Below are 24,536 nucleotides of genomic sequence, written 5' to 3'. Positions count from 1 at the left end.
GGAGATCCCACCTATGCCGACGCCGTGCTCGATCGCCTCGTCCACAATGCCCATCGGCTCGACCTCACCGGTGAGAGCCTGCGCCGAACCCGGCAATCCGCCCGAAAGACCTGAGCGCTGTGGACATGCCGCTGCGCTTGGACAACGCAATCGCGTTGCCCACATGCCCACAGCAACCGCAGAAGAAGAAAAAAGGTTGAAGTCGCGATTCCAGATTGACCGCGCGGCTTGACCGATGCCAGAGAACCAGCCGGCCAGAACGCCTCGCCGCTGGGCGAGATCAAATCGGAAAGGTGGGCGACATCGTCTCGGAATCCACGGGCGACTTCATATCGGTACGCCTGGGCGACTTCGTCGGAATCCGCAGTTTGGAACTATACCTGCTCGTCTTCGAGCCATATTGGTGCACAGTTCACCTAGGGTGGCGTACAGTGTGCCCGACGTTGGCCGCCGACCGGCGTTCATCAGGTCAGCAAAAGCTTATCCACCTAGGTCGCTACGTGCATACTAAATGGAACGCCTGGAGCTGAGTGCAGCGCTGGACCGCCCTTCAAATCCTACTGACGCAGGATTGGTATTTCATTGATTGAATGGAACTCGAGGGCTGCTGCGGTGCAGATCGCCGAGATGAGCAGTGAGCGCATCAGTCCAGTCGCGGGTGGCGATACCGCATCGACCATGGGTTGAAGAATGAATCTTGTGACAGAAGCGACAAGGGCCTCTGTCGTGGGTGAGGCGCGAGCGGCTTTCTAAGCGTTGAAGACGACGTGGAGTGTGGAATTGGAGCCTTCGTTCGTGCTGCCCCTACAGCGGGAAAGCAATCTTTCTAGGAACTCGCGGTCTTCATTACGAAGGCCTGGCAATATCCCACTTTGGCCGGCGCTATCGGCCCAGCTCCATACACCCAGATGCGTAGGGCTGATTGCGAATTGGCCAAGAGGCGCGTGGGGCCCGGCTCGAACGCGATTCTGTCAGACCAGCGCTACCACCGGTGTTCCGTCAGGGCGGTATTGAGGCACTTGATCAGCGTGCGTCCGGCGAAAGGCTTAGCCAGGAACCCAATCGCTCCGGCGCTCGAAGCTAGGGTGCGAATGCGGTCATCAGGAAAGGCAGTAATGAAGATGAACGGCGCATCGTAGCCCCGGGCTCGCGTCTCTGCCAGCAGTTCCAGGCCGTTCATGACTGGCATCTGCACGTCCGTAATCACGCAGGATGTCTGGGTCAACTCGGGTGAGCGCAAGAACTCCTCGGCAGACGCACATGGGTGAACGGTGTAAGCTCGTGACTTCAACAGGTTTTCAATTGCGGCACGCACCGACGCGTCGTCGTCAACGACGGAAATCAAAGGCACAAGACGAGCCCTCCTGACCAGGGAAGGCGCTTGCCGAAGCATTAGCCTACCGAGACGAAATTGGGCTTCACGGGCGAGATTGTAAAATCATACTTAGGTTTGCTCGGTGCGGTTCGCACGAAATCCCAGTGTCGCAGCCATTGTAATCAACTCGGCGAGCGAACGTGCACGCATCTTCTTCATCACGTGTCCCCGATAGATCTTGACGGTAATCTCGGCCAGCCCGAGCTCGGCGGCTATTTGTTTGTTCATCAGGCCGGTAGCGACCAATTTCATCACCTCCTGCTCTCGTGGGCTTAGCGCTTCGAATAAGGACCGCAGATGCGTGACTATCTGCTCGGCGGAGCGCCTCTTGCGATCTTGTTCGGCTGCAGCAAGTACAGCATCAAGCAGCTCTTGATCGCGAAAAGGCTTGGTCAGGAAATCAACCGCCCCACCTTTCATGGCTCTGACGCTCATCGGAATGTCACCATGGCCTGTAATAAAAATAACTGGAATTTTGATGTTCAACTTGGCGAGCTCGCTCTGGAAATCTAGGCCGCTCACCCCTGGCAGCCGGACGTCAAGAACCAGGCAGCTAACAACGTCCGGAAGCTTGCTCTGCAGCATCTCACGAGCCGATCCGAACGTGACGGCGTTCAGCCCCACCTGTTTGAAAAGGTTTGTGAGCGAGCGGCGCATCGAGACATCGTCCTCAACGATGAAGACCATTGGTCCTGCCGCCGCCTCGATCTTACTGTCTTCGCGCGGTGCCTCAAAGCGTGCGGTCACGAGACGACCTCCTTATGCAATGGTAGGGCAAACTGAAAAGTGGCGCCAGGCTCCTGCTTGCGAACAATCGAAAGCCGCGCCCCGTGAGCTTCCAAGATTGAACGGCAGATTGAAAGACCCATGCCAAGGCCGCTCGATTTGGTAGTGAAGAAGGGGTCCAAGACGCGGTCTATGTCGTCGTCTGCGATTCCGATCCCGCAATCAGTCACGGCAATCTGCACACGTCCCATATCGTCCATGCATGACTCAATGACCAGCTCACGGACTCGGTCCTTGACGGGTTGCATGGCCTCGATCCCGTTCATTACCAGATTGATGATCACTTGTTGCAGTTGAACCCGATCGCCAAGTATAGGGGGAACAGCGGGCGTTAGCTCGGTCCGCAATGTTACTTGGTGATTGGCCAGTTCACGTGTCACCAGTGCGATGGCCTCCTTAACGACCTCATTGATATCGAGCGGTACCATTTCGATTTCGCTCTTTTTCGCAAGTGCTCGGACCCGGCGGATAACCTCACTTGCCCGAATGGCGTCTTCAATGATCCACTCGACCGAGCGGCCTGCTTCGGAAAGATCTGGAGCTTCGCGACCTAACCAACCGAGGCACGCGTCGGCATTGCTGATGATGGCGGCAAGCGGTTGATTTACTTCGTGGGCGATAGAGGTCGTTAGTTCCCCAAGCGCTGTGACGCGCGTAACATGCGCAAGCTCGGCGTGAGCCTTCCGCAGCTCCCGTTCTGCCTGCTCTGCGCGAATGGAGGCAGTGATATCAGTGCTGACGCCACGGTAGCCAAGAAAATTCCCGCTTGCATCGAAAAATGGCTTGCCACTGGCTCGGATGTAGATCGGGGTTCCGAACCGGTCGACGGTGTAGACCAAATCGCGAAATGGGAGATGCGCGTCAAGTGCGGCGCGATGCTGGCGCCACTTCTCGGGCTCTGCTTCTACGTCGGACGCAATTTTCCAACGAGGCTGGCCCATGAGCTCTCCGGCCAGAATGCCCCCATAGCTCGTGTGGTCCGACAAGTGGGTGACGCTATGATCTGCCCCGGTCTCCCATAGCCAGTCAGAAGCCGTTTCGGCGTAGTCGCGAAAGCGCTGCTCGCTTTCGCGCAGGGCAACAAGAGTGTTTTCCAACCTTTCCCTGGCTTCGTGTTGCGCGGTGACGTCCATATGCGTTCCGATTAGTTCGCTGACCCTGCCGTCGCTGCCGACCACGGCATGCGCGACGGTATGTATGCGCCTTATGGTGCCCCCGGGAAGAACTATTCGGAAGTCGTATTCGTAATTGCCTCCGTTGTCTTTCATCGCCTGATGCGTAACTTTCCGAAGCCGAGGCACGTCGTCCGGATGGATGCGCGATAGGATAGCATCTATCGATGCACCTTCTTTCGGATCAAAGCCAAAGAGACGATCAACTTCGGCAGAGCGATACACGAACTCGCGCTTGTAGAGATCCCAGGACCAACTGCCGGTGTGACTGAGATGCTGTGCTTCGGCCAGATAGGCCTCACTACGGCGCAGCTGCTGTTCGGCTTGCTTGGCGGACGTGATATCCGTCGATGCTCCGACAAACTCGGTGCCGCCAGACGCAGTTTTCGTCGCTCGTGCCCGCGCGCGGATGTACTTCACCGAGCCGTCCGGCATGAGCAGCCGGTACTCGTGCTCGAAATTCTCTTTGCGTTGCCTTGCTCCATCGATAACGTCCTGAACGCAAGCCCTATCTTCTGGATGGGTCCGGTCAAGGACGAGTTGCGGTGACGGTTTAGTCTGCGGATCGTACCCGAAAATACGAAAAGTCTCTTTTGACCAAAAGGGCTCCTCAGTGGCGACATCCCAGCCGAAGCTGCCGGTGTGGCTCAGTTCCTGCGCCTGAGCCAAATGGGCCTCGCTTCGCTGCAGCGCAAGCTCGGTCCGCTTTCGCTCGCTGATATCTTCGCAGGCAATGAGAATGACGGGCTTGTCATCAGCCCATCGCAGGCCTTTCGCGTTTTCACGCACCCACATTGCCGATCCGTCCTTCCTGATTTTCTGGACCTCCCAGGTGTGCGATTGGCCGATATTCTCAAGGCACGTCACAACGCATTTGCGAAAAAACTCACGGTCGTCTTTGAGAAAGATGTTTAGAACGGATCGGTCGATCAGCTCGTGGGGCGCATAACCGAGTTGTGTGGCACCGAAAGTATTGACGTTGAGAACCGTTCCGGCTTCATCGACCATGAAGTACATGACCGGATTATGCTCAAAAATTACGCGCCCCCATTTCTCCCGATCGCGCAAATCAGCCGCGCTTTGCCGGAGCTTGGCTACAGTGTCTAGCGCAGCGTCCCTTTGTTGGCGCAATGTTTGAATCAGGTGCGTTCCGACAATTGAGGTCGTGAGGAAAGCGACAACCACTGAAACAGCTTGGGGATCATCGATACGGAGATTGAAAATTGGCGGCGCAAAGAAGTAAGCTAATGCCGCGACACAAACCATGGAAAGCGCGCCGGAGGCAATGAAACTGCCCATGAGCGAAAACAGCAATGCTACCGCCAAATAGGCAAACGCAGCCGTGGCAAGATGTGCATGCGGGTACAACGAAGTCAGCGTCAGCGCTGCGATTGTTATCGTACCTAAAACAAACTGCGTGGCTGAACGTCGAAAGTTAATGGGCTGGTTACTCATGTGTGTAATTCGTCCGGCCTTCTTAAGGCGGAGAGGTTAACATCCTGGGCAAAAAGCGGCAATTACCTACGGCCCAGCTACGCTCATGAGCGGCTCCGAGCTCGATATTCGGCGCGCAAGACAGCACGGGTCGAAGGACGGTGCACCCCAAACGTTCGTATAATTCTTTTATACCTTACGGTAGCGGGACGTTTGGATCGGTCCTAATCTCGCGCTCTTACGGCATCGGAAGCACGGTTGCCGAATTGCTCCCAAGCTGCCGGGAGCATGGAGTCCAGCCGGCTATCAGTCAAGCACGATCGCGTTGCAATACGTCTTTTGCGGTTGCCTGGACGAGAAGCTCCCTCGCGTCAGATGCGGAGTATGAGATGGGCGTCGGTCCTGCTATTTGATCTCCCGTGCGCCCTTAGCGAAGATCATCCGCGCAACACGTCCCGCGAAAGCTGATTTCGATCGCAGCTCAGCGTACCAGAGATATCGGACCGAGCCTTCTTTGCCGCTTACGTTCTGTCTATTCAATCGTGCCGATCGGGCCCGTCCGGCTCGATACAGTCGTGCGCGCGACCAAGAGGCCGCCGAGCAACGGCGGCATTCACGTCGCCTGCTGCCGAATTGAACAATCAAAAGTCACAACTCGGTTGGGCGTGACCCCGAGCGTTCTAGAATATAGCATCGCTCTACTGGGCCTTGCTCCTCGGCTGCACATCGTCTGGATCGCTATCCCTGTTTAGGCGCGCATGCAGCGTGGTGTGCTCCAGTTCGCCTTCCCACCAGGACACGAACACGGCGGCGATGCCATTGCCCACGATGTTGGTAAGCGCTCGCACCTCACTCATGAATTTGTCGATCGAGAACACGATTGCCATGCCCGGCACCAGCGCCGGGTTGACCACCGACAGCGTGGCAGCGAGGGTAATGAAGCCCGCGCCAGTAACGCCGCTTGCGCCCTTCGAAGTCAGTATTGCCACGAATAGAATCGTCAGTTGCTGGCTGAAAGTGAGATCGACGCCCAACGCCTGCGCAATGAACAAAGTCGCCAGAGTCATATAAATATTGGTGCCGTCGAGATTGAAGGAGTAGCCGGTCGGCACTACGAGGCCCACCACAGACTTGGAGCAACCTAGACGCTCGAGCTTCTCCATCAATTGCGGTAGCGCGCTTTCCGAGGACGAGGTGCCAAGCACAATCAGAAGTTCATCCTTTATATAAGTGATGAACTTGAAGATAGAAAAGCCGATGAAGCGCGCGATCAGACCGAGTACGAGCACGACGAACAGCGCTGCAGTTGCGTAGAATAGAGCGACCAGACCGATCAGGTTACCGAGCGCAGCTGGTCCGAACTTTCCGATCGTAAACGCCATGGCACCGAACGCGCCGACTGGGGCCGCCTTCATAATAATGGCGATCAACCCGAAAAGCGCGTGCGCTGAGTCGTCGATCATGCCGCGCAACCTCTCTCCGCGCTTGCCCATCGCCATCAGCGAAAAGCCGAAAAGGATCGCGAACAGGAGCACCTGCAGGACGTCGCCGCGGGCGAGGGCGCCGACCACGCTGTCAGGAATGACATTAAGGATGAAGTCGACGGCTTTCGAGGCTTCCGCCTGCTTGACATAATGGGCGACCGCCAACGCGTCGGGCTTGACGGCGAGCCCACGGCCGATTTGAAACAGGTTGCCTACCACCAGGCCGAGCACCAAGGCAGAGGTGGAGACGATTTCGAAATAGGCCAGCGCCTTGACGCCGACGCGCCCGACCTTCTTTGCATCCTGAATATGCGCGATCCCGGATACCACGGTACAAAAGATGATCGGCGCGATCACCATCTTTATCAGCTTGATGAAGCCGTCACCCAGCGCCTTGATCCAATCGTTGGTCGCGAGCGACGGCCATAACCACCCGACTAAGACGCCAATCAGGATGGCGATCAGCACCTGAACGTAGAGAAGCTTATACCAACGGCTCGAGGCCCCCGCAGGCGCCGCAGTTGCGATTGTGGTCATGCGTTCCTCCCGAAGAACTCGAAGACTGCGACGTCCCGTGAGAGGCCTCGCATCAACGAGTCTGTTGTTATCGCCCTGTCCGATTGAAGACGCTGTTTGTCGAGAGCCCGACATCCGGCAGCGTGATTCTAAAAGGCAGGCGCTCGATTCTGTGTATCTTCTGTCGCCAAGCAAAACGCGCACCGCGCGCAGACGCTGCGGACGTTCCACCGGTCGGATGATGAACCGGCTCCCTCATGATACTCAATGGCAGGACCGCATTCGTCCCGCAAATGGCGAATGCATGCTAAGCCCCCACGCGCAGCAGTGCTCCTGGTGCGAGAGTTCTCCAGCAACTGAAGGGGGCAATGGCGGTCGCTAATCGGCGGTCGTCCGGAGCTTGCTTTGCGATCGTGGCAATGATTTCCTCCGAGCTGATCTTTTTGGTGCCCATCAAGCATTTCGATGCAAACGCGGCGGCGTCCTCGAGGAGTGGCGCCGGGCGGCACCCGATGGCTGGGTCGGTACCCGGTTAGGTGCTGGTGGTCGATGCAACATTCCCTAACATTGGTAAAATCCATTGTTTGAATGTTAAGCATCCAGGTTATGGAAGCACGCACGCGCGCAAGCGTATGATGCGATAGCGTGCGGAAAGGCGCGGTGGTCAATCCGGATCCCGGCAAGGGCATCACATTGCCCGACAAGAAGTCCCGAACTTATGCGGACGAGGAAGGTCGCTGATCAGGCAAGAGCAGAGCTGAGAAGGCTGCGCTAGGAGCGCGATGCGCAGGATCTGAGGAGCACATCCCTTCTTCTCGGCTTCTCACCCGCAAAAAGGAAGCGGATCTGCTGACCGCTTCCTGCTCAACGAAGTCGAGCGCGTCTGCCGGCGCCGATTCATCTCTACATTATACACTAAGTCCTAGAGCAACACGCTTTGACTTGAGGCCAGGTCCATCCGAGCAGACCAATCGACCAGTGGGCTCGAGCCTAAGCAAGGTCCGATAACGAAGATCTGTCAGAGCTTTGACCCTAGAAGGCTCGGAGTACTGGGATATGTCTCTGCCCCGTCGGATTGCGGTGCCTGGTGGGTTTCGCCACATCAGGGTCTAAATCGGACATGAGTGGCACGGTTGCACAGTTACCGGAGCGCCGATTCCTCTCTGTAAGGGTACACTGCTGCAATCGCACGACCCGACAAATCTCTATGTTTGTAAGCTAGCAATAAGCGCTCTTTAGCTTCCATTTTATCCTGCGCGGGGCTCTTTCGGCCGCCCAGACCTCCAGCTGTCTGTCCGATATGCGGTCTCTCGGCAATTTTAGTAGCCGCAGTTCGTGAAGCGGCGGCTTGGTATCTGTCCCCTCTTTAGGTCTTCGTCGCGACCGCGATCACAGCCCACATGTGCTTGGCCTACTTTTTGCTCGCACGTCAGTAATTCGTCACGGCGATAACATGGAAGGGATCATGGGCGAGGCTACTGAAACGTTTTACAGCGTGATCAGACGCCAGGGTATTACGCGTCGCAACTTCCTTAAGTTCTGCAGTCTAACGGCAGCCAGTCTCGGACTGAGCCCGCTGGCGGCAAACGATATTGCCATCGCGCTCGAGACCAAGCCTCGTGTGCCCGTGATCTGGATGCACGGACTCGAATGCACTTGTTGTTCGGAAAGCTTTATCCGCTCGGCCCACCCCTTGGTCAAAGACGCGGTGCTCTCGATGATTTCGCTCGATTATGACGACACCATCATGGCGGCAGCAGGACATCAAGCCGAAGCTATCCTCACAGAGACCCGCGCCAAATACAAAGACCGCTATGTCCTCGCCATCGAAGGCAATCCACCGCTAAATGAAGACGGCATGTTCTGTATTGATGGCGGCAAGCCGTTCGTCGAAAAGCTGCGATCGATGGCGGAAGATTCCATGACGATCATCGCTTGGGGCTCTTGTGCGTCCTGGGGCTGCGTGCAGGCGGCGAGGCCCAACCCAACTCAGGCGATGCCGATTGACAAGGTGATTACAAACAAGCCGATCATCAAGGTGCCTGGCTGCCCGCCCATCGCCGAGGTCATGACCGCCATTGTGACCTTTATCACCACCTTCGGAAAACTTCCCGAGCTCGACCGCCAGGGACGACCAAAGATGTTCTATTCGCAGCGCATCCACGACAAGTGCTATCGTCGTTCTCATTTCGACGCTGGTCAATTTGTGGAGGAGTGGGACGATGAATCTGCACGCAAGGGCTATTGTCTCTACAAAATGGGCTGCAAGGGGCCGACCACCTATAACGCCTGCTCAGCCGTTCGTTGGAATGGAGGCGTGTCCTTCCCGATCCAATCCGGCCATGGCTGCTTTGGTTGCTCTGAAGATGGCTTCTGGGACAAGGGTTCGTTTTACGACCGGCTCACGACCATAAAGCAATTCGGCATCGAGGCAAACGCCGATCAGATCGGCAGGGCCGCTGCCGGCGCAGTTGGCCTAGCCGTTGCTGCGCATGCGGCGGTCACGGCCGCGAAGCGGCTGACCCGCAAACGGGAGGGCGTCGTTCAGGAGAAACGATCGAAAGTTCAGAGCTAGAACAACGATGCGCGTCCAGACACCCAATGGATTCACAACCGATAATTCTGGCAAGCGCATTGTCGTTGATCCGCTGACCCGGATTGAAGGCCACCTTCGCGTCGAAGTCAATCTCGACGCGGACAACGTGATCTGCAACGCCGTCTCGAGTGGAACGATGTGGCGTGGCATCGAAACCATCCTGCGCGGACGCGATCCGCGCGATGCCTGGGCGTTCACGGAGCGGATTTGCGGTGTTTGCACCGGCACCCATGCGCTCACCTCCGTGCGCGCTGTTGAGAATGCGCTCGGCATTACGATCCCGGAGAATGCCAATTCGATCCGCAATATCATGCAGCTTTGTTTGCAGGTGCATGATCACCTCGTCCATTTCTACCACTTGCACGCGCTGGATTGGGTTGATGTGTTCTCAGCGCTGAAGGCCGATCCAAAGGCGACCTCGAGGCTGGCGCAGTCGGTCTCGCCTTGGCCGCGGTCATCGCCGGGCTATTTCAAGGATTTGCAGATCAGGCTTACCAAGTTCTTCGACTCAGGGCAGCTCGGCCCTTTCAAGAACGCCTATTGGGGACATCCGGCCTATAAACTTTCGCCCGAAGCGAACCTGATGGCGGTGACGCACTATTCGGAAGCGCTCGACTTCCAGAAAGAGATCGTGAAGATCCATGCCGTCTATGGGGGCAAGAATCCGCATCCGAACTGGCTGGTCGGCGGCGTGCCTTGCGCGATCAATGTTGATGGCAATGGTGCGATAGGTGCCATCAATATGGAGCGGCTCAATTTGGTGTCGTCAATCATCGACCGTTCGATCGAGTTCGTGGAGCAGGTTTATCTACCGGACATCGAACTGATCGGCTCGTTCTACAGAGGCTGGCTGTATGGGTGCGGGCTGTCAGGCAGGAGCGTGATGTCCTACGGCGATGTCCCCGAGAATGCCAACGACTATTCCACGAAAAGTCTCAGGGTGCCGCGCGGCGTCATCCTGAACGGCAATCTCAGGGAGGTCTTGCCAGTCGACCATGGAGATCCCGACCAGATCCAAGAATTCGTCGCGCACTCCTGGTACAAATATCCTGATGAGTTCAGAGGACTGCATCCGTGGGACGGCATCACCGAGCCGAATTTTGAGCTTGGCGCTAACTTCAAGGGTACCAGGACCGATATCAAGGAGCTCGATGAAGGCGGCAAGTATTCCTGGATCAAGGCGCCGCGCTGGCGCGGCAATGCCGTCGAAGTAGGACCGCTGGCGCGGTACATTATAGGTTATGCGCAGGACAAAGCGGAGTTCAAGGAACCGGCTGAGAGACTGCTCAAGGCACTCAAGCTTCCGGTGACTGCGCTGTTCTCTACGCTCGGCCGCACCGCAGCGCGCGCGCTTGAATGCCAGTGGGCAGCACATCAGATGCGCCATTTCCAGGACAAGCTGGTGGCCCACATCAAGGCGGGTGACACCGCGACTGCCGATGTCAGCAAGTGGAACCCGGAAAGCTGGCCGATGGAGGCCAAGGGTTACGGCTTCACCGAGGCGCCGCGCGGCGCGCTCGGGCACTGGATCAAGATCAAGGACCGCAAGATCGACAACTACCAATGTGTCGTGCCCACGACGTGGAATGGCTCGCCCCGCGATCCCAAGGGCAATATCGGCGCATTTGAAGCCTCTCTGATTGGCACGCCAATGGCCGATCCCGGAAAGCCGCTGGAGATTCTGCGTACGATCCATTCCTTCGATCCGTGCCTGGCGTGCTCGACCCACGTCATGAGTCCCGACGGCCAAGAACTGGCCTCAGTCACAGTCCGCTAGGAGGCTTCATGTCGGGCAAGACCGCGCAAGTCCTGAATGTCCTTAGTTCCGTCGGCGTGGCAGGGAAAGATCGCAGCGCTGATCGTGACGTCGTCTACGTCTATGAAATGCCGGTGCGGGTGTGGCATTGGGTCAATGCGGCAGCCATTATGGTGCTGGCCATAACTGGCTGCTTCATCGGAACCGCGGTACCGACCATGCCAGGAGAGGCAAGCGACAACTTCTTCTTCGGCTATATTCGCTTTGCTCATTTCTCGGCGGGTTATGTACTCGCCGTCGGCTTCCTGCTGCGCATCTATTGCGCCATGATGGGAAATCCCCATGCCAAGCAGATCTTCTACGTGCCGATCTGGCGCAGGTGCTTTTGGGATGAGCTGTGGCAGACGATTCGCTGGTACGCCCTCCTTGCGGTCAGGTCGGATAAATGTGCGGGTCACAATCCCGCAGCTCAGCTCATGATGTTTTCCATGTTCACGCTGACGACCGCGTTCATGATCGTCACCGGCTTCGCACTTTATGCACAGGGCTCTGGCCAGGAAAGCTGGCAATTTGGGCTGTTCGGCTGGATTTTTGGGGTCCTGCCGAACAGTCAGGACGTCCATACATTGCACCATCTTGGCCTATGGGTGATCGTGACATTTGTGCTTATCCACGTCTATGCGGCAATTCGCGAAGACATCATGTCGCGCCGGAGCATCTCCGCCATAATTTCGGGTGAGCGCGATTTGCGCGATTGATCAAGGATGGCGACACCGAGTTCTAAGAAGACGAGATCGATCCTGGTGCTTGGCATCGGCAACATCCTGTGGGCTGATGAGGGGTTCGGTGTGCGAGTAGTGGAGACGTTCCACCGCGGCTACATCGTTCCCCAAAATGTATCCGTACTCGATGGCGGCACGCTAGGGCTCTACCTCGTCAGTTTTCTGCAGTTAGCCGACTGCCTGATCGTGTTCGATGCCATCGACTATGGCCTCCCACCGGGAAGGTTGAAGCTCGTGCAAGGCAACGAGGTGCCGAAATTCACCGCCGCAAAGAAGTTGAGCCTGCATCAGACCGGCTTTCAGGAGGTCTTAAGTGCGGCAGACCTGCTTGGCCGTTGTCCACGAGAGCTCGCTCTGATCGGCTGTCAACCGCTGGACCTGGAAAGTTGGGGTGGGCCGCTGACCCGTCCAGTGCGCGCCCAGATTGCGCCTGCGATCGAACTGGCTTGCGAACTGCTGGCGCAGTGGGGTTCACCGGCAAAAATGCGGACCGTGCCGCTGCCTGAAACGGAACGTCTGCTTGCAAATGATATCAACTATGAAAACTATGAGAGATGAAGGCGCGGGTCGGTCTAACGGGACGCGGAGTACAACGTGTGCCTTGGCCTCCCAATGACGATTATTGAGACCGACGGTAGGTCCGCGCTGTGCGAGTATAGTAATCAGCAGCGGCGCGTCTCGGTCATACTGCTGTCCGAGCCTTCAGTTGGCTCCAAGGTGCTTGTGTGTATCGACACTGCGGTGCGGCTCTTGGATGACGACGAAGCGCGGCTGATCGCACAGGCGCTTGACGCTCTTCATGCGATCCTAAACGGCGAAGACTACGATCGCTTTTTTGCGGACTTGATTGATCACGAGCCTCAACTTCCCAAGCACCTGCGCTAGCCGGCCGCTTGCGTTATTGGGAGCGTTTGGCACTGCTGATCCAGGCAGGAAGGAAATCGCGAACAAGCATCATTGGCACGTCGCTTGCTAACACCCCGTGCAGCACAACCAGAGACCATCAGAAAGGCGGTTTATGAACGAGCAGCCGGGAACGAATAATCTGACGCGGCTCGCTCTATCCGAGGCTTGGACTACAGAAGCGCGATTGGCTGCGGCTGATCGTGTAAATCGTTCCTCAGCGGACCCAACGAGGGCTGGCGTCGTGAAGGCAGGTGTATGGATCGCGCCAAAACGCGACGCGCAGCCGTTCAGCTTCGTTCCTGTCGACGCGGGAAATGTCGACAAGATCCCTAATGGCCGGTCAGCCGCAGGTGCACTGCCTATGCTCGCTTCACTTGATGGTGGGAAACTCGCAAGGAAATGCCCGAATGCCATCGCGCTGTTATCAAACGTAGCCGCTGCCGTTTCACGCCAGAAGAGCTGTGTTCGAGCGCAATTGTTTAGGCTCGGGCATCTCAATGAACTTGAGCGCGATCTGGTCGCCGACGTGCTTGGGAAGGGAGAGGTCGCCGGCATCGTAGCGCTGCCGGATGGCGCTGCGGCGCAACTCCAGGAATCGGTGTTTGCCGGAATCTGGCACGTGGGCTTCGAAGGCCAGGCGGCACGCGAGTACGTTGAGATTGGTGCGATCCCGGAGATCGTGCGGCGCGCCGCAACCGATCTGACGTCAACCGATCTGATGATCGACGTGGTGCCGGATGGCGCGATGAACGTGCTGCCGGTGCTCGCGGAAGCTTGCGGACGGGCGCTGGCCTGGCGGCCTGGCATGAGCACGCACATCATCAACTTCACGCTGCTGCCGATGAACTCCGTCGACCTGGCCTTTCTGCAACAAAGCCTCGGCAGCGGGCCGGTCCAGCTCATCTCACGCGATTACGGCAGTTGTCGAGTGCAGACGACGAGCGTCCGGAACGTCTGGTCGGTGCAGTTCTTTAATTCCATCGATAGCATCATCCTGGACACGCTGGAGATCGGCGACGTGCCGACGGCCGTCTTAGCAGCCGACGAGGATCTCGAGGACTCCGCCGAACGCCTAAGGGAGATTATGGAGGCATACTTCAAATGACGAAGCTCGAAAATTTTGGTATCCGACAGAATCTCGCAGATGGCGCCCGCATGGAGTGCAGCATCTGCTGGATCGTCTACGATCCGGCTGACGGCGACGAGACGGCGCGGATTGCTGCCGGAACGCCTTTTGCCGCATTGTCCGAAGATTGGCGATGTCCAAATTGCGACGCACCCAAATCTAAGTTCATGTCGATTGAAGATGACGCCTGACCGCGAACGGTATCCGCGCAGGAGCGATCGCACCGATGCATCGGCATGGGACGAGAAGCTCGCGGAGGGATATCGCGGTATCTCCGATCGCATCATGCGCGAACTTCCATTCTTCAACAAGGCCTTGAGCGTCGAAGCGATCGGCTTTCGCGGGCATGAAGGTGGGATCGTCGGAGTGATGGTCAGGCCATGGTTCATGAACGTGGTCATATCTGCGCCACCCGCAGCTGCGCAATCGTCGACAGGACCGGGATCGAGTCTGCGCTTGCGATTTCCATGTGGCACGCTTGAATTCTCGCCTGCTGAAGTGGCACCCGTGGGACCGATTGCAAGTGCCTCCCTGTTCTCGCCGATGTTGGGGTTCGACGACATGGCATCTACCCGAGCCATCGCCGAAGCGGCACTCGCTGTACTTATGTCTTCGGTCGCAGCGTCACACTCGTCCAACGCACCACGCTTCGGTTTGATCGACCGCAGGCACTTTTTACGCGGTGCACTGGCGGAGCGGGGTACATGAGGCCCGCCGTGTGCAACCGGATCGACATCACCGTATCCCTTGTTGGCGACACAGTTGCCGCGGTCGGGATCCTGCCGCGGGTCAAGCCGCCGGTGGGGCGGCTGTTCGCCGGCAAACCGGCCGTTTCATTGCTCGACGTGCTGCCGCGACTCTTCCCGTTGTGTGCGGCAGCGCACCGGGTGGCATTCCTTTCCGCGATCGAGGCGGCGCGCGGCCAGGAAGTCAGCACTATGACGAGGGCGCATTGTACCACGCAAGTCGTGGTCGAGCGGCTGACGGAGTTGATACGAGGTCTGATTATCGAGCATCTCGCGCTGGACATCAGCGGTTCCGCGGCTATCCGCGCCCTTATAAAAGACAACTCGGTGCTGGTCGGTCGAGAAGGGTACCAGAGTGGGCCGGATCGATGCGCAGTAACAGCGCGGGTTGCGGCTGCGCTGGCTGGACTCAGGATATCGGACGACGATGGCACATTGATGCCCGGTAGCGCACTCGCGCTTCGGATGGCAGCACTCGAGGGGGGCGTATTGGAGCCAAAGTTGACGCAGCAGTCGTTCCTGTCCGCTGCTGACGACTGCGAAATCATTGAACGGCTGCTCGGCCGAGATGCGAGATCTGGCAATTGCCCCGACTTGGAGGGCCGTATTCCTGAGACTGGTCCCTGGGCGCGCCAAATGCTGCGTGATCGGCTCTCGCTTGGCCGGTCGGGTCCGGCCGAGCGACTGAAGGCGAGGATTGCCGAAATCGTCCAACTGTTTACTTGGCTCAAGGCTGGTGCGCATCCCGAGACAGCCGAGGAAGGGATCGTCAAAAGCTACAGCCTAGGGCGGGGCTGTGGTGCGGCTGGGGTCGAATGTGCCAGGGGACGTCTCTATCACGCGGTTGAGCTCGATCGGTACGGGCAGATAGCGCGATTCGAATATCTTGCGCCGACCGAGTGGAATTTTCACAAGCGAGGGCCGCTTGCCAGGAGCCTGCAGGGTGCGGTGCTGAGAGCGAGACAACATCAAGAGGGTGCGGTTCGCGCCATGATTGCATCATTCGATCCTTGCGTCGCCTTCACGCAAAAAATTGTTGAATCCGGACATGCATGAAATGGCGCTTTGTGAAGGCATCATGGAGATCGTTGAGGAAGAGGCGCGTCGGCGATCGTTCTCGAAGGTAAGGACCGTGTGTGTGGAGATCGGAGCGTTGAGCCATGTCGATGCCGAAGCGATGAAGTTCTGCTTTCCGGTTGTTGCCGTGCGCACGATTGCCGATGGCGCGGTTCTCGAAATCGTCGAATTACCTGGCGTCGCCTGGTGCATGGCCTGTTCGAGGAGTGTTGAGATTGCGCAACGGTATGCGCCGTGCCCCTGCTGCGGCAGCTATAAGCTGCAGGTGACGGCAGGCGAAAAGATGCGCCTGAAAGAGCTGGAGATCGATTGATGTGTACCGTATGCGGCTGCGGCGGAGGAGTTCCCTCCACTAATTGCGCCGACGTGCAAAATGCGCGAGCCAAGGACCATCGCTGTGAAGATGCGCGTGATCATCATAATCACCACCATGATCATGTGTGCGGCGGCCTAGAAATGCGATGTCCGCTCCCCACTGACTACGGCCATGATCATCATCATGATGTTGGTCATCAGCAAGCTCATGGCGGAGAAGCGCTTGTGGATTGCGGCACCGACCCGGCCGGCTTGAGAGTTGTGGGCATGAGCAGCGATCGGATCATTCAGGTTGGCCGCGATATTCTGAGCAAGAACAATCGGATCGCCGCCGAAAACCGCGCGCGCTTCGTTGCCGATGACTTGGTCGTGTACAATCTTCTTTCCAGTCCTGGCGCGGGCAAAACCTCGCTGCTCGTTCGCGCCCTTTCCGAGCTGAAGCGGAAGATCCCGGTTGGGGTTATCGAGGGTGATCAGCAGACCTCGAACGATGCCGAACGCATCCGCGCAACCGGCGTGCCCGCAGTTCAAATCAATACCGGCAAGGGCTGCCATTTGGATGCTGCGATGGTCGGCCAAGCTTATCGTCTCTTGCCGCCACTCAATGGCGGTATTCTCTTCATAGAGAATGTCGGAAATCTGGTTTGTCCCGCGGCATTCGATCTTGGAGAGGCTTGCAAAATCGTGGTGTTCTCGACCACCGAGGGTGAAGACAAGCCGCTCAAATATCCGGACATATTTGCCGCATCTTCTCTCATGCTGATCAACAAGATTGATCTAGCACCGATGGTGGACTTCGATTTGAATCGCACGATCGAATTTGTGACACGGGTCAGCCCAAACATCGAAGTGCTGCCCGTTTCGGCGCGAACCGGCGAGGGCTTTGGCGCGCTCTACGGCTGGCTGCAGAAACAGCCTGCGCATCGGAGACATCTCGTCGAGGACACAACGGGATGAGGGTAGACGCCATCACCTGCGAGGGAATACGACTGCGTCTGCGACTCAGCGGGACCGTGCAGGGGGTCGGCTTTCGTCCCTATGTCTATGGTCTCGCTAGCCGCTATGGCTTGGGAGGGTTCGTCGCCAACGATGCAAGCGGAGTCATCATTGAGGTCGAGGGCAACCGTACGTCCGAATTTTTGACCGCTTTGCCGCTCGAAAAGCCTCCGTTGGCGCGCATCGACCACATCTCCGTTCAAGCGATCGATGCGCTTGCGACCAAAGGCTTTTCGATCCGCACCAGCGAAGGAGGCAAGCTGTCGAGCCGGATCGCCGCTGATGCTGCAACCTGCCAGGAATGTCTCGGCGAGTTGTTCGACTCGAAAAACCGCCGTTACCTCTATGCCTTCATCAACTGCTCCCATTGCGGACCGCGCTACACAATCACCGAACAGCTTCCGTATGATCGTCGTAACACCGCGATGAAGGCCTTTGTGATGTGTCCCGATTGCTCGGCTGAATATTCAAGTCCGGCGAGCCGCAGATTTCGGGCGGAATCGATCGCGTGCCCGACGTGCGGCCCTCGGCTCAGTCATGGGATCAATGCTATCGGCGCGGCGATCGCCGGCGGCGAAATCGTCGCGATCAAGGGAATTGGAGGATACCAGCTGCTTTGTGACGCTCGTAACCATGATGCTGTCCATCGTTTGCGTCAGAAAAAGCAGCGCGACCAGAAGCCGTTTGCCGTGATGGTTGGTTCCTTGGACCAGGTTAGCGAGATTGCAGAGGCGGATGCCACGGAGCTCGCGCTCCTTGAGTCTGTAGCCTGTCCGATCGTTCTCCTGCGGTCGCGCAATAGGCTAGCCCCCGCATTGGCCCCTGGTTTGTCGCGCGTCGGCGTCATGCTGCCTGGAGCCCCGCTGCATCACCTCATTTTTCATGTGCTTCGTTCACTAGGTGCATCTCGTGAGCATAAGGGTTGGGTCATCGTGTGTACCAGCGCCAATTTTAGCGGCGAACCGCTCCCGATCGACAACGCAGAGGCTCTGCAGCGACTGGGGCGCATCGCCGATCTTATTGTGACGCATGATCGTAATATCCTGACGCGGGCCGATGATTCCGTTGTGTCGGTGGTTGCGGGACGGCGTCAATTCATTCGCCGCGCCCGCGGCTATGTTCCCGAACCGGTTCGGCTCGCGCGATCGGTGCCGCCCGTGCTCGCCGTCGGTGGTGCGCTGAAATCGACCATCACACTGACACGGGGAGATGAAGCTTTCATCTCGCAACATATTGGTGACCTCGACACGGTCGAAGGCATCCGCTTCTTCGAGGAGACTATCCGGCACCTCACGTCAACCCTCGACGTGGAGCCTGTTGTTGTTGCCCATGATTTGCATCCCGATATGGCATCTACCTGCTTTGCGGAAGCAACCGGCCGCGCGCGGATCGCTGTCCAGCATCACCATGCGCATGCTGCCGCCGTCATCGCAGAGCATCGCCTTGAGCGACCTACGCTCGCTCTGGTGCTCGACGGCCATGGCTATGGCTCCGACGGCGGCAATTGGGGCGGCGAGCTCTTGTTATGCGAAGGGATCAGGTTTCAACGCATCGGGCATCTTGCGCCGCTAAAAATGCCTGGTGGAGATCGTGCCGCTCGCGAGCCCTGGCGCATGGCGAGCGCAATACTCCACTGGCTGGGGCGGGGACACGACATCCGAGGTCGCTTTGCAGCGCAGCCACAGGCCAAACCTCTGCCGTCACTGCTCGATCAGGCGGGCGGTGCCAACACCACCAGCGCAGGCCGGCTGTTCGACGCAGCGGCGGCGCTGCTGGGAATTGCGACTTTGCAGACCTATGAGGGCGAAGCCGCGATGAAGCTCGAAGCCTGTGTGCGGGGGACGGCGGTACTCGAAGACGGCTGGTTGATCGATGACGGCGTGCTATCGTTTGGGCCGCTGTTTGTGGCCTTGATCGCAGACGAGATTGACGTGAACGAGGGAGCGGGGCTGTTTCATGGCACGTTTGCCGCTGGCTGCGTTGATTGGGTCACGCGCGCTGCGCGAACGACCGGTGTCTCTACTGTCGTTCTGAGCGGTGGCTGTTTTCAGAACATGGTGCTGGCGGATGAAATCCAGCGCGGTTGCATGGCAGCTGGTCTTGCTCCGCTGCTGTCTCGCGAGGTACCACCCAATGACGGTGGTTTGAGCCTCGGACAAGCCTGGCTCGCCGCTCTGCAGATCGCCGAAAGATCGTCAGGCCTGAGAGGAACAGCCTGATATGTGTCTCTCAGTACCGGCTGAGGTCGCAAGAATTCTTCCAAATGACATGGCAATCGTTTCTGTCGACGGCGTCAGGATCGAGATATCGATCGCGCTCGTACAGGATCTCGCCCCGGGGGACTACGTCCTCGTCCACGTCGGCTTCGCCCTTGCCAAAATCGACGCGGCCGAAGCCAGGCGCACGCTGAAGCTCCTGCAGGAGCTAGGCAGAGCCGGGCTGGAGACCAACTCATGAAATATGCCGAAGAATTTCGTGACAGGACCATCGCCCAGGGGCTCGCGCGTGCAATTGCTGCCCAGGCTAATCCCCAGAAAACATACCGGTTTATGGAATTTTGCGGCGGACACACGCATGCGATCTTCCGCTATGGACTTGAAGATCTGCTGCCTGCGAATGTCCGCATGATCCACGGGCCGGGCTGCCCTGTTTGCGTTCTCCCCGCCAGCCGAATCGACATGGCAATCGGGCTCGCCGAACGACCGGAAGTTACTCTGTGTATTTACGGCGACCTGATGCGCGTGCCCGGCTCACAAGGACAATCCTTGTTGCGGGCCAAGGCCCTGGGCGCTGACATCCGGATGGTTTACTCGACGCTCGATGCAATCAGGAGCGCTGAGCAGGCGCCTAATCGCGAGGTCGTCTTCTTTGCCATTGGATTTGAGACCACCACGCCTGCGACGGCGGTAATGATCCGAATAGCCGAAAAAAAGCGGCTGAAGGGTCTCAGCGTGTTCTGCAACCACGTACTGACTCCACCGGCGATGCACAGCATTCTCGGCAGTCCTGATATGCGCAATGCCGGGCTGCCCGAAATCGGCGGCTTCATCGGGCCTGCGCATGTCAGCACAATCATAGGTACGCAGCCTTACGAGTGTCTGGCAGAAGAATTCGGCAAGCCGATCGTCATCGCGGGATTTGAACCGCTCGATCTAATGCAGGCTATCCTGATGCTGGTGCGGCAGGTGAACGATGGCCGATATGAGGTCGAGAACCAATACAGCCGCGCGGTGAAGCGTGCTGGCAATCAACGCGCCAGGGAGGAGGTGTCGGACATTTTCGAACTGCGTGACCAATTTGAATGGCACGGGCTCGGGCTCGTACCCAACAGCGGACTCAAGTTGAAGAAGGCTTATGCCCAATTCGATGCTGAGGCGCGTTTCGCCATTCACGAGCTGCGCGTCGCAGACAATCCGGCTTGCGATTGCGGGGCCATTCTGCGCGGCGCGAGGAGGCCTGTCGACTGCAGACTTTTCGGAAACGTGTGCACGCCGAGAACTCCCATAGGATCCTGTATGGTCTCGTCGGAAGGCGCGTGTGCCGCATATTGGAAGTATGGCCGGCATCGCGCTTATCAGGTGATGCGAGCGTCATGAGAGTTAATCAGCCCAAGCTTGATCTCGAGAACGGGTGCGTCGACCTGTCCCACGGTTCCGGGGGGCGCGACATGGAGCAGCTTATCTCCGGTCTGTTCCATCAGGCGTTTGGCAATAAATGGCTCGCCCGCCGCAATGATCAGTCGGCTTTCAATGTCGGCACAGGCAGGATGGTAATGTCAACCGACGCATATGTTGTTTCTCCGCTATTCTTTCCTGGCGGCAATATCGGCTCGCTCGCGGTGCACGGCACAATCAATGATGTCGCGATGGCTGGCGCACGGCCGCAATATCTTTCGGCGAGCTTTATCATTGAGGAGGGCTTTCGCCTCCTCGATCTGAAGTCAATCGCGGATTCGATGGGGGAGGCGGCCCGGGGCGCCGGCGTTTACATCATCACGGGTGATACCAAGGTGGTCGAACGCGGCAAAGCGGATGGCCTGTTTATTTCAACGACCGGGGTCGGGTTTTTGGCCGATGGGCTGGATCTCTCGGCCGAGAAGGCAAGGGCCGGCGACCGGGTGCTGGTCTCCGGCAGCCTCGGCGAGCATGGCGTGGCGATCATGTCAAGACGTCAGAACCTCGCATTCCAGACCCAGATCATCTCAGATTCCGCAGCGCTCCATGATCTCGTCGCCGTTATGGTTGGGGCCGGCGGCGGCGGCATTCGAGTGATGCGCGATCCCACGCGCGGTGGTCTTGCCGCCACGCTCAATGAGATTGCGCATCAGTCCGGCCTTGGGTTCCGGCTGCAGGAGAATGCCATTCCGGTCAAGCCTGAGGTCGCCGCCGCCTGCGAACTCCTCGGGCTTGATCCGCTCCACCTCGCCAACGAGGGGAAGCTCGTTGCAATTGTGGCGCCTGATATGGCCGATGCCGTGCTTGCAGCCATGAAGGCTCACCGGCTCGGGTGTGATGCGGCTGATATCGGCGAGGCCATAGCTGACGATCATCACTTCGTTCAGATTGCGACCAGCGTTGGCGGTGTAAGAATTGCCGATTGGCTGTCGGGGGAGCAACTACCCAGAATCTGCTGATCATGCCAGCGCGACCCTGCTTGGATGTACTCAGTCCAATTGGGCGAGACAAACCTTAATCTTGCCCATCTGCATTGGCGCCGGCCAGTCGAACCGGACTTGGCGACCGTGCGGAGCTCAACTTGTCTCTCGAGCAATTCAAATAGTCAGCTGAGGCATCGCACAATATGCCGAGATCTGACCGGTTTTGCCCAGAGCGACCTATTCAGCATCGGTCGCGAGGAGACAAAGCTTCCTTCGATTGTCACTCCAGGCGAACGGAATGTGCGAAGGAAAGCAGATATAGCGATCAGCTGAATGACAGGCGCACAGATCAATGCCTCGTTCGAACGGGGCGTCTTGAAGGGTGGCAGGCGAGCGGGCTCTGCCGATAAACAAGACACTATCCCATGTTTGACCGACCTCATCACCTTGCTGCGCCGCGAGTTCGCAGTAATCGCCATGGCCTCACTGTGGACGCATCAGCATCATCGGGGCTCGACAGGATACCAATAAGTCTTTGCTAGTTGCCGTGCATGATCGTGAGGGGCTAATCGAATTCTTAACAGATCAAAATGGCAAGGACGTCCATAGGCCGGCCACCCCGAGATCAAGGGATGTCCGGAGGCGGGACAGGACGTTGGCACGGAGATCAAAAAGCTAAAGATCATTCCGATAAACCCTATGGTGTCCTCCCAGTCCCAATGACGGCCGCTTGACGCTCTATTCGCTTCATGTCCGGGGGCTGATCCGCGCGCCAAATCGCACTTTTGTAGGCTTTTGGGATGCGTCGGTACGTGTTTGGAATCCTGCGCACCCAGACCAAAGATCGCTGAATTTCGGCGCGATTTGCGTGTTCGCTTCGCAATATCGCAGAGCTCTTCCGATTAGAAAGGGGCGCTACAGGCAGGGAGAATGCAAATGAAGGTCGGTGTTCCCAAGGAAATCAAGGCACACGAATATCGTGTGGGCCTAACCCCTGGGGCTGTGCGCGAATATGTGGCTGCCGGTCATAATGTGGTGGTGGAGACTGATGCCGGCGCCGGCATCGGCGCAACCGACAACGATTATCGCAAGGCTGGCGCAACGATTCTGGATTCCGCGCGCGAGATATTTGCATCGAGCGAGATGATCGTAAAGGTGAAGGAGCCCCAACCGTCCGAATGGACGCAACTGCGTGAGAATCAGATCCTCTTCACCTATCTGCATCTGGCGCCGGACCCGGAGCAGGCCAAGGGCCTGCTGAACTCTGGGTGCACCGCAATCGCCTATGAGACCGTGACCGACGCGCATGGCGGTCTGCCGCTGCTGGCGCCGATGAGCGAGGTCGCGGGCAGGCTTGCGATCGAAGCGGCAGGTAGCGCCCTAAAGCGGTATTCAGGCGGGCGTGGGCTCTTGATAGGTGGTGTGCCCGGTGTGCAACCGGCTCGTATCGTCGTGATTGGCGGCGGCGTAGTTGGTACCCATGCGGCGCGCATGGCTGTCGGTTTGGGTGCCGAGGTCACGGTTATTGACCGATCGATCCCTCGGCTGCGCGAGCTTGACGAGCTATTCGGCGGGCGGGTTCGAACCAGATTCTCAACGATTGACTCGGTGGAGGATGAGGTCCTGGCGGCCGACGTGGTCATCGGTGCCGTGCTAGTTCCCGGAGCGAGCGCCCCAAAACTGGTCAGCCGCGGCGTGTTGAGCTCAATGCGCGACGGTGCGGTGATCGTCGATGTCGCGATTGATCAGGGCGGATGCTTTGAGACATCTCACGCGACGACCCACGCCGACCCAACTTACAAAGTGGACGGCGTCATTCATTACTGTGTGGCCAATATGCCCGGGGCTGTCCCGCTCACCTCAAGCCAGGCATTGAATAACGCCACCCTGCCATTTGGTTTGGCTCTAGCCAATAAGGGTTTTTCGGCCGTCCTCGAAAACCCGCACCTTCGCGCGGGCCTGAACGTCCATCGAGGCCGGCTGACTTATAGGGCCGTCGCCGAGAGTCTCGGTCTGCCCTTCTCACCGATCGAACAGGCTGCGGCCTGATCCCAGAGGCCCGTACGGGCGTTTCCTCCCTGACTTGGGCCACTTCGTTCGGAGTGGCCCATTTTTTTTATCATCAATCTACTGAGTAGGATTTTGTATTGATCCATTTCTGCATAGCGCCTTTTCATGTGTAGCGGTACCAGTCTCTGCGCGAGCAATCTCCAGTACTGTTCGTTTCTAAAGGATCTTCTTTTGTTAACGACTGGCTTAAGAGCTGTTCCTGGTCGGCGGTTTTGAGATTGGCACCGTCAAAACGACAAAGCGATCGCGGCGAAGCACATCCTCGAAGAGCCGCACGAAAACCAAGACCTTGGCGCCATGCAATCTCTTCAGTATGTGCCTAGTCTGGTTGACTCACTCCGCACAGGCGCAGGTGAGAAAAGTGCGGCACTGACATGAAGATGTGTGATGCCAACCGTCGGGCTTGCGACACACTGTCGAACCGGTGACATTCGACGCAAAATAATCAAGATAAACCAAGCCTCGGTAGTTTGGCACGACACTTGAAGCTAAGAAGCTGTCCCGCACTCCTGCTGACGGAATTGCAGTGATGACTTACAAGATAATCGCGTCCCAGTGCACCGTCTGCGGCGCATGTGAGTTCGAATGTCCTAACGCCGCAATCAGCCTGAAGAACGACGTGTATGTGATCAATCCGACGAAGTGCACCCGATGTAAGGGGCATTTCGAGACGCCACAATGCGCCGTTGTGTGCCCGGTGCCCGACACCTGCGTGCCGGCATAGAGGCAGCCGATGTGGGGGGCCGCAGCACATGGTAGGGTTGAGGCGCCATCCCCGGCCACTTTAGTAATCAGTCGCCTG

Annotated in this window: 22 protein-coding genes; 18 read left to right on the top strand and 4 right to left on the bottom strand. The window is 58.0% G+C overall.

What is annotated here, in order from left to right; genetic code table 11:
- A partial coding sequence (locus P0R31_RS28165; RefSeq protein ID WP_275517649.1) for an ATP-binding protein occupies window positions 1-114 on the top strand: 114 nt, incomplete at its 5' end.
- Between the two features lie 868 nt (window positions 115-982).
- Here P0R31_RS28165 and P0R31_RS28160 read toward each other — a convergent pair.
- The 4 genes from P0R31_RS28160 to dctA form a co-directional block, all read right to left on the bottom strand.
- The gene (locus P0R31_RS28160; RefSeq protein WP_430516870.1) at window positions 983-1,345 is read right to left on the bottom strand and encodes a response regulator transcription factor; all 363 of its coding nucleotides are present in this window, start codon (window positions 1,343-1,345) and stop codon (window positions 983-985) included.
- Between the two features lie 99 nt (window positions 1,346-1,444).
- Complete coding sequence (locus tag P0R31_RS28155; protein WP_275517648.1) at window positions 1,445-2,062, bottom strand: response regulator transcription factor; 618 nt, start codon at window positions 2,060-2,062, stop codon at window positions 1,445-1,447.
- Window positions 2,063-2,118: 56 nt separating this feature from the next.
- Window positions 2,119-4,788, bottom strand: coding sequence for a PAS domain S-box protein (locus P0R31_RS28150; RefSeq protein WP_275517636.1), 2,670 nt, complete (start codon window positions 4,786-4,788; stop codon window positions 2,119-2,121).
- A gap of 677 nt (window positions 4,789-5,465) precedes the next feature.
- Window positions 5,466-6,788, bottom strand: a complete 1,323-nt coding sequence (dctA, locus tag P0R31_RS28145; protein WP_275517634.1) for a C4-dicarboxylate transporter DctA — start codon at window positions 6,786-6,788, stop codon at window positions 5,466-5,468.
- Between the two features lie 1,444 nt (window positions 6,789-8,232).
- Here dctA and P0R31_RS28140 point away from each other — a divergent pair.
- The 17 genes from P0R31_RS28140 (at window position 8,233) to P0R31_RS28060 (ending at window position 24,458) form a co-directional block, all read left to right on the top strand.
- Window positions 8,233-9,342: a hydrogenase small subunit gene (locus P0R31_RS28140; protein ID WP_275517646.1), complete on the top strand. Its 1,110-nt coding sequence runs from the start codon at window positions 8,233-8,235 to the stop codon at window positions 9,340-9,342.
- Between the two features lie 7 nt (window positions 9,343-9,349).
- Entirely contained in the window at window positions 9,350-11,140 is a 1,791-nt protein-coding gene (locus tag P0R31_RS28135; RefSeq protein ID WP_275517633.1) for a nickel-dependent hydrogenase large subunit, read from the top strand.
- Window positions 11,141-11,148: 8 nt separating this feature from the next.
- Window positions 11,149-11,877, top strand: a complete 729-nt coding sequence (gene cybH / locus P0R31_RS28130) for a Ni/Fe-hydrogenase, b-type cytochrome subunit (protein ID WP_275517632.1) — start codon at window positions 11,149-11,151, stop codon at window positions 11,875-11,877.
- Between the two features lie 6 nt (window positions 11,878-11,883).
- Window positions 11,884-12,459, top strand: coding sequence for a HyaD/HybD family hydrogenase maturation endopeptidase (locus P0R31_RS28125; protein WP_275517631.1), 576 nt, complete (start codon window positions 11,884-11,886; stop codon window positions 12,457-12,459).
- A gap of 36 nt (window positions 12,460-12,495) precedes the next feature.
- The gene (locus tag P0R31_RS28120) at window positions 12,496-12,786 is read left to right on the top strand and encodes a HypC/HybG/HupF family hydrogenase formation chaperone (protein ID WP_275517630.1); all 291 of its coding nucleotides are present in this window, start codon (window positions 12,496-12,498) and stop codon (window positions 12,784-12,786) included.
- 262 nt (window positions 12,787-13,048) lie between these two features.
- Complete coding sequence (locus P0R31_RS28115) at window positions 13,049-13,912, top strand: hydrogenase expression/formation protein (protein WP_275517629.1); 864 nt, start codon at window positions 13,049-13,051, stop codon at window positions 13,910-13,912.
- Window positions 13,909-14,124: a rubredoxin gene (locus P0R31_RS28110; RefSeq protein WP_128266466.1), complete on the top strand. Its 216-nt coding sequence runs from the start codon at window positions 13,909-13,911 to the stop codon at window positions 14,122-14,124. Before P0R31_RS28115 ends, P0R31_RS28110 begins: the two co-directional genes overlap by 4 nt.
- A complete protein-coding gene (gene hybE / locus P0R31_RS28105; protein WP_275517628.1) occupies window positions 14,114-14,641 on the top strand; it encodes a [NiFe]-hydrogenase assembly chaperone HybE in 528 nt (175 codons plus the stop codon). The genes P0R31_RS28110 and hybE overlap by 11 nt, the downstream gene beginning before the upstream one ends.
- The gene (locus P0R31_RS28100; protein WP_275517626.1) at window positions 14,638-15,735 is read left to right on the top strand and encodes a nickel-dependent hydrogenase large subunit; all 1,098 of its coding nucleotides are present in this window, start codon (window positions 14,638-14,640) and stop codon (window positions 15,733-15,735) included. Before hybE ends, P0R31_RS28100 begins: the two co-directional genes overlap by 4 nt.
- Window positions 15,728-16,069 carry a hydrogenase maturation nickel metallochaperone HypA gene (gene hypA, locus P0R31_RS28095; RefSeq protein ID WP_275517625.1) on the top strand — a complete coding sequence of 114 codons (342 nt, stop codon included), beginning with the start codon at window positions 15,728-15,730 and terminating at the stop codon, window positions 16,067-16,069. The genes P0R31_RS28100 and hypA overlap by 8 nt, the downstream gene beginning before the upstream one ends.
- Window positions 16,069-17,028 (top strand): hydrogenase nickel incorporation protein HypB, encoded by a 960-nt coding sequence (gene hypB, locus P0R31_RS28090; protein ID WP_275517623.1) that lies wholly within the window; start codon window positions 16,069-16,071, stop codon window positions 17,026-17,028. Before hypA ends, hypB begins: the two co-directional genes overlap by 1 nt.
- Window positions 17,025-19,286 (top strand): carbamoyltransferase HypF, encoded by a 2,262-nt coding sequence (gene hypF / locus P0R31_RS28085; protein WP_275517622.1) that lies wholly within the window; start codon window positions 17,025-17,027, stop codon window positions 19,284-19,286. The genes hypB and hypF overlap by 4 nt, the downstream gene beginning before the upstream one ends.
- Before the next feature lie 49 nt (window positions 19,287-19,335).
- A complete protein-coding gene (locus tag P0R31_RS28080; RefSeq protein ID WP_343299341.1) occupies window positions 19,336-19,524 on the top strand; it encodes a HypC/HybG/HupF family hydrogenase formation chaperone in 189 nt (62 codons plus the stop codon).
- Window positions 19,521-20,663, top strand: a complete 1,143-nt coding sequence (gene hypD / locus P0R31_RS28075; RefSeq protein ID WP_275517620.1) for a hydrogenase formation protein HypD — start codon at window positions 19,521-19,523, stop codon at window positions 20,661-20,663. The genes P0R31_RS28080 and hypD overlap by 4 nt, the downstream gene beginning before the upstream one ends.
- Window positions 20,660-21,700 (top strand): hydrogenase expression/formation protein HypE, encoded by a 1,041-nt coding sequence (gene hypE / locus P0R31_RS28070; protein ID WP_275517619.1) that lies wholly within the window; start codon window positions 20,660-20,662, stop codon window positions 21,698-21,700. The genes hypD and hypE overlap by 4 nt, the downstream gene beginning before the upstream one ends.
- 900 nt (window positions 21,701-22,600) lie before the next feature.
- A complete protein-coding gene (gene ald / locus P0R31_RS28065) occupies window positions 22,601-23,713 on the top strand; it encodes an alanine dehydrogenase (protein ID WP_275501600.1) in 1,113 nt (370 codons plus the stop codon).
- A gap of 550 nt (window positions 23,714-24,263) precedes the next feature.
- Complete coding sequence (locus tag P0R31_RS28060) at window positions 24,264-24,458, top strand: 4Fe-4S binding protein (protein ID WP_128266460.1); 195 nt, start codon at window positions 24,264-24,266, stop codon at window positions 24,456-24,458.
- Window positions 24,459-24,536: the final 78 nt, after the last annotated feature.

The organism is Bradyrhizobium yuanmingense (assembly GCF_029167105.1).
In the GTDB taxonomy this organism is placed as follows: domain Bacteria; phylum Pseudomonadota; class Alphaproteobacteria; order Rhizobiales; family Xanthobacteraceae; genus Bradyrhizobium; species Bradyrhizobium yuanmingense_A.
This window is presented reverse-complemented; position numbering and strand designations above follow the sequence as displayed.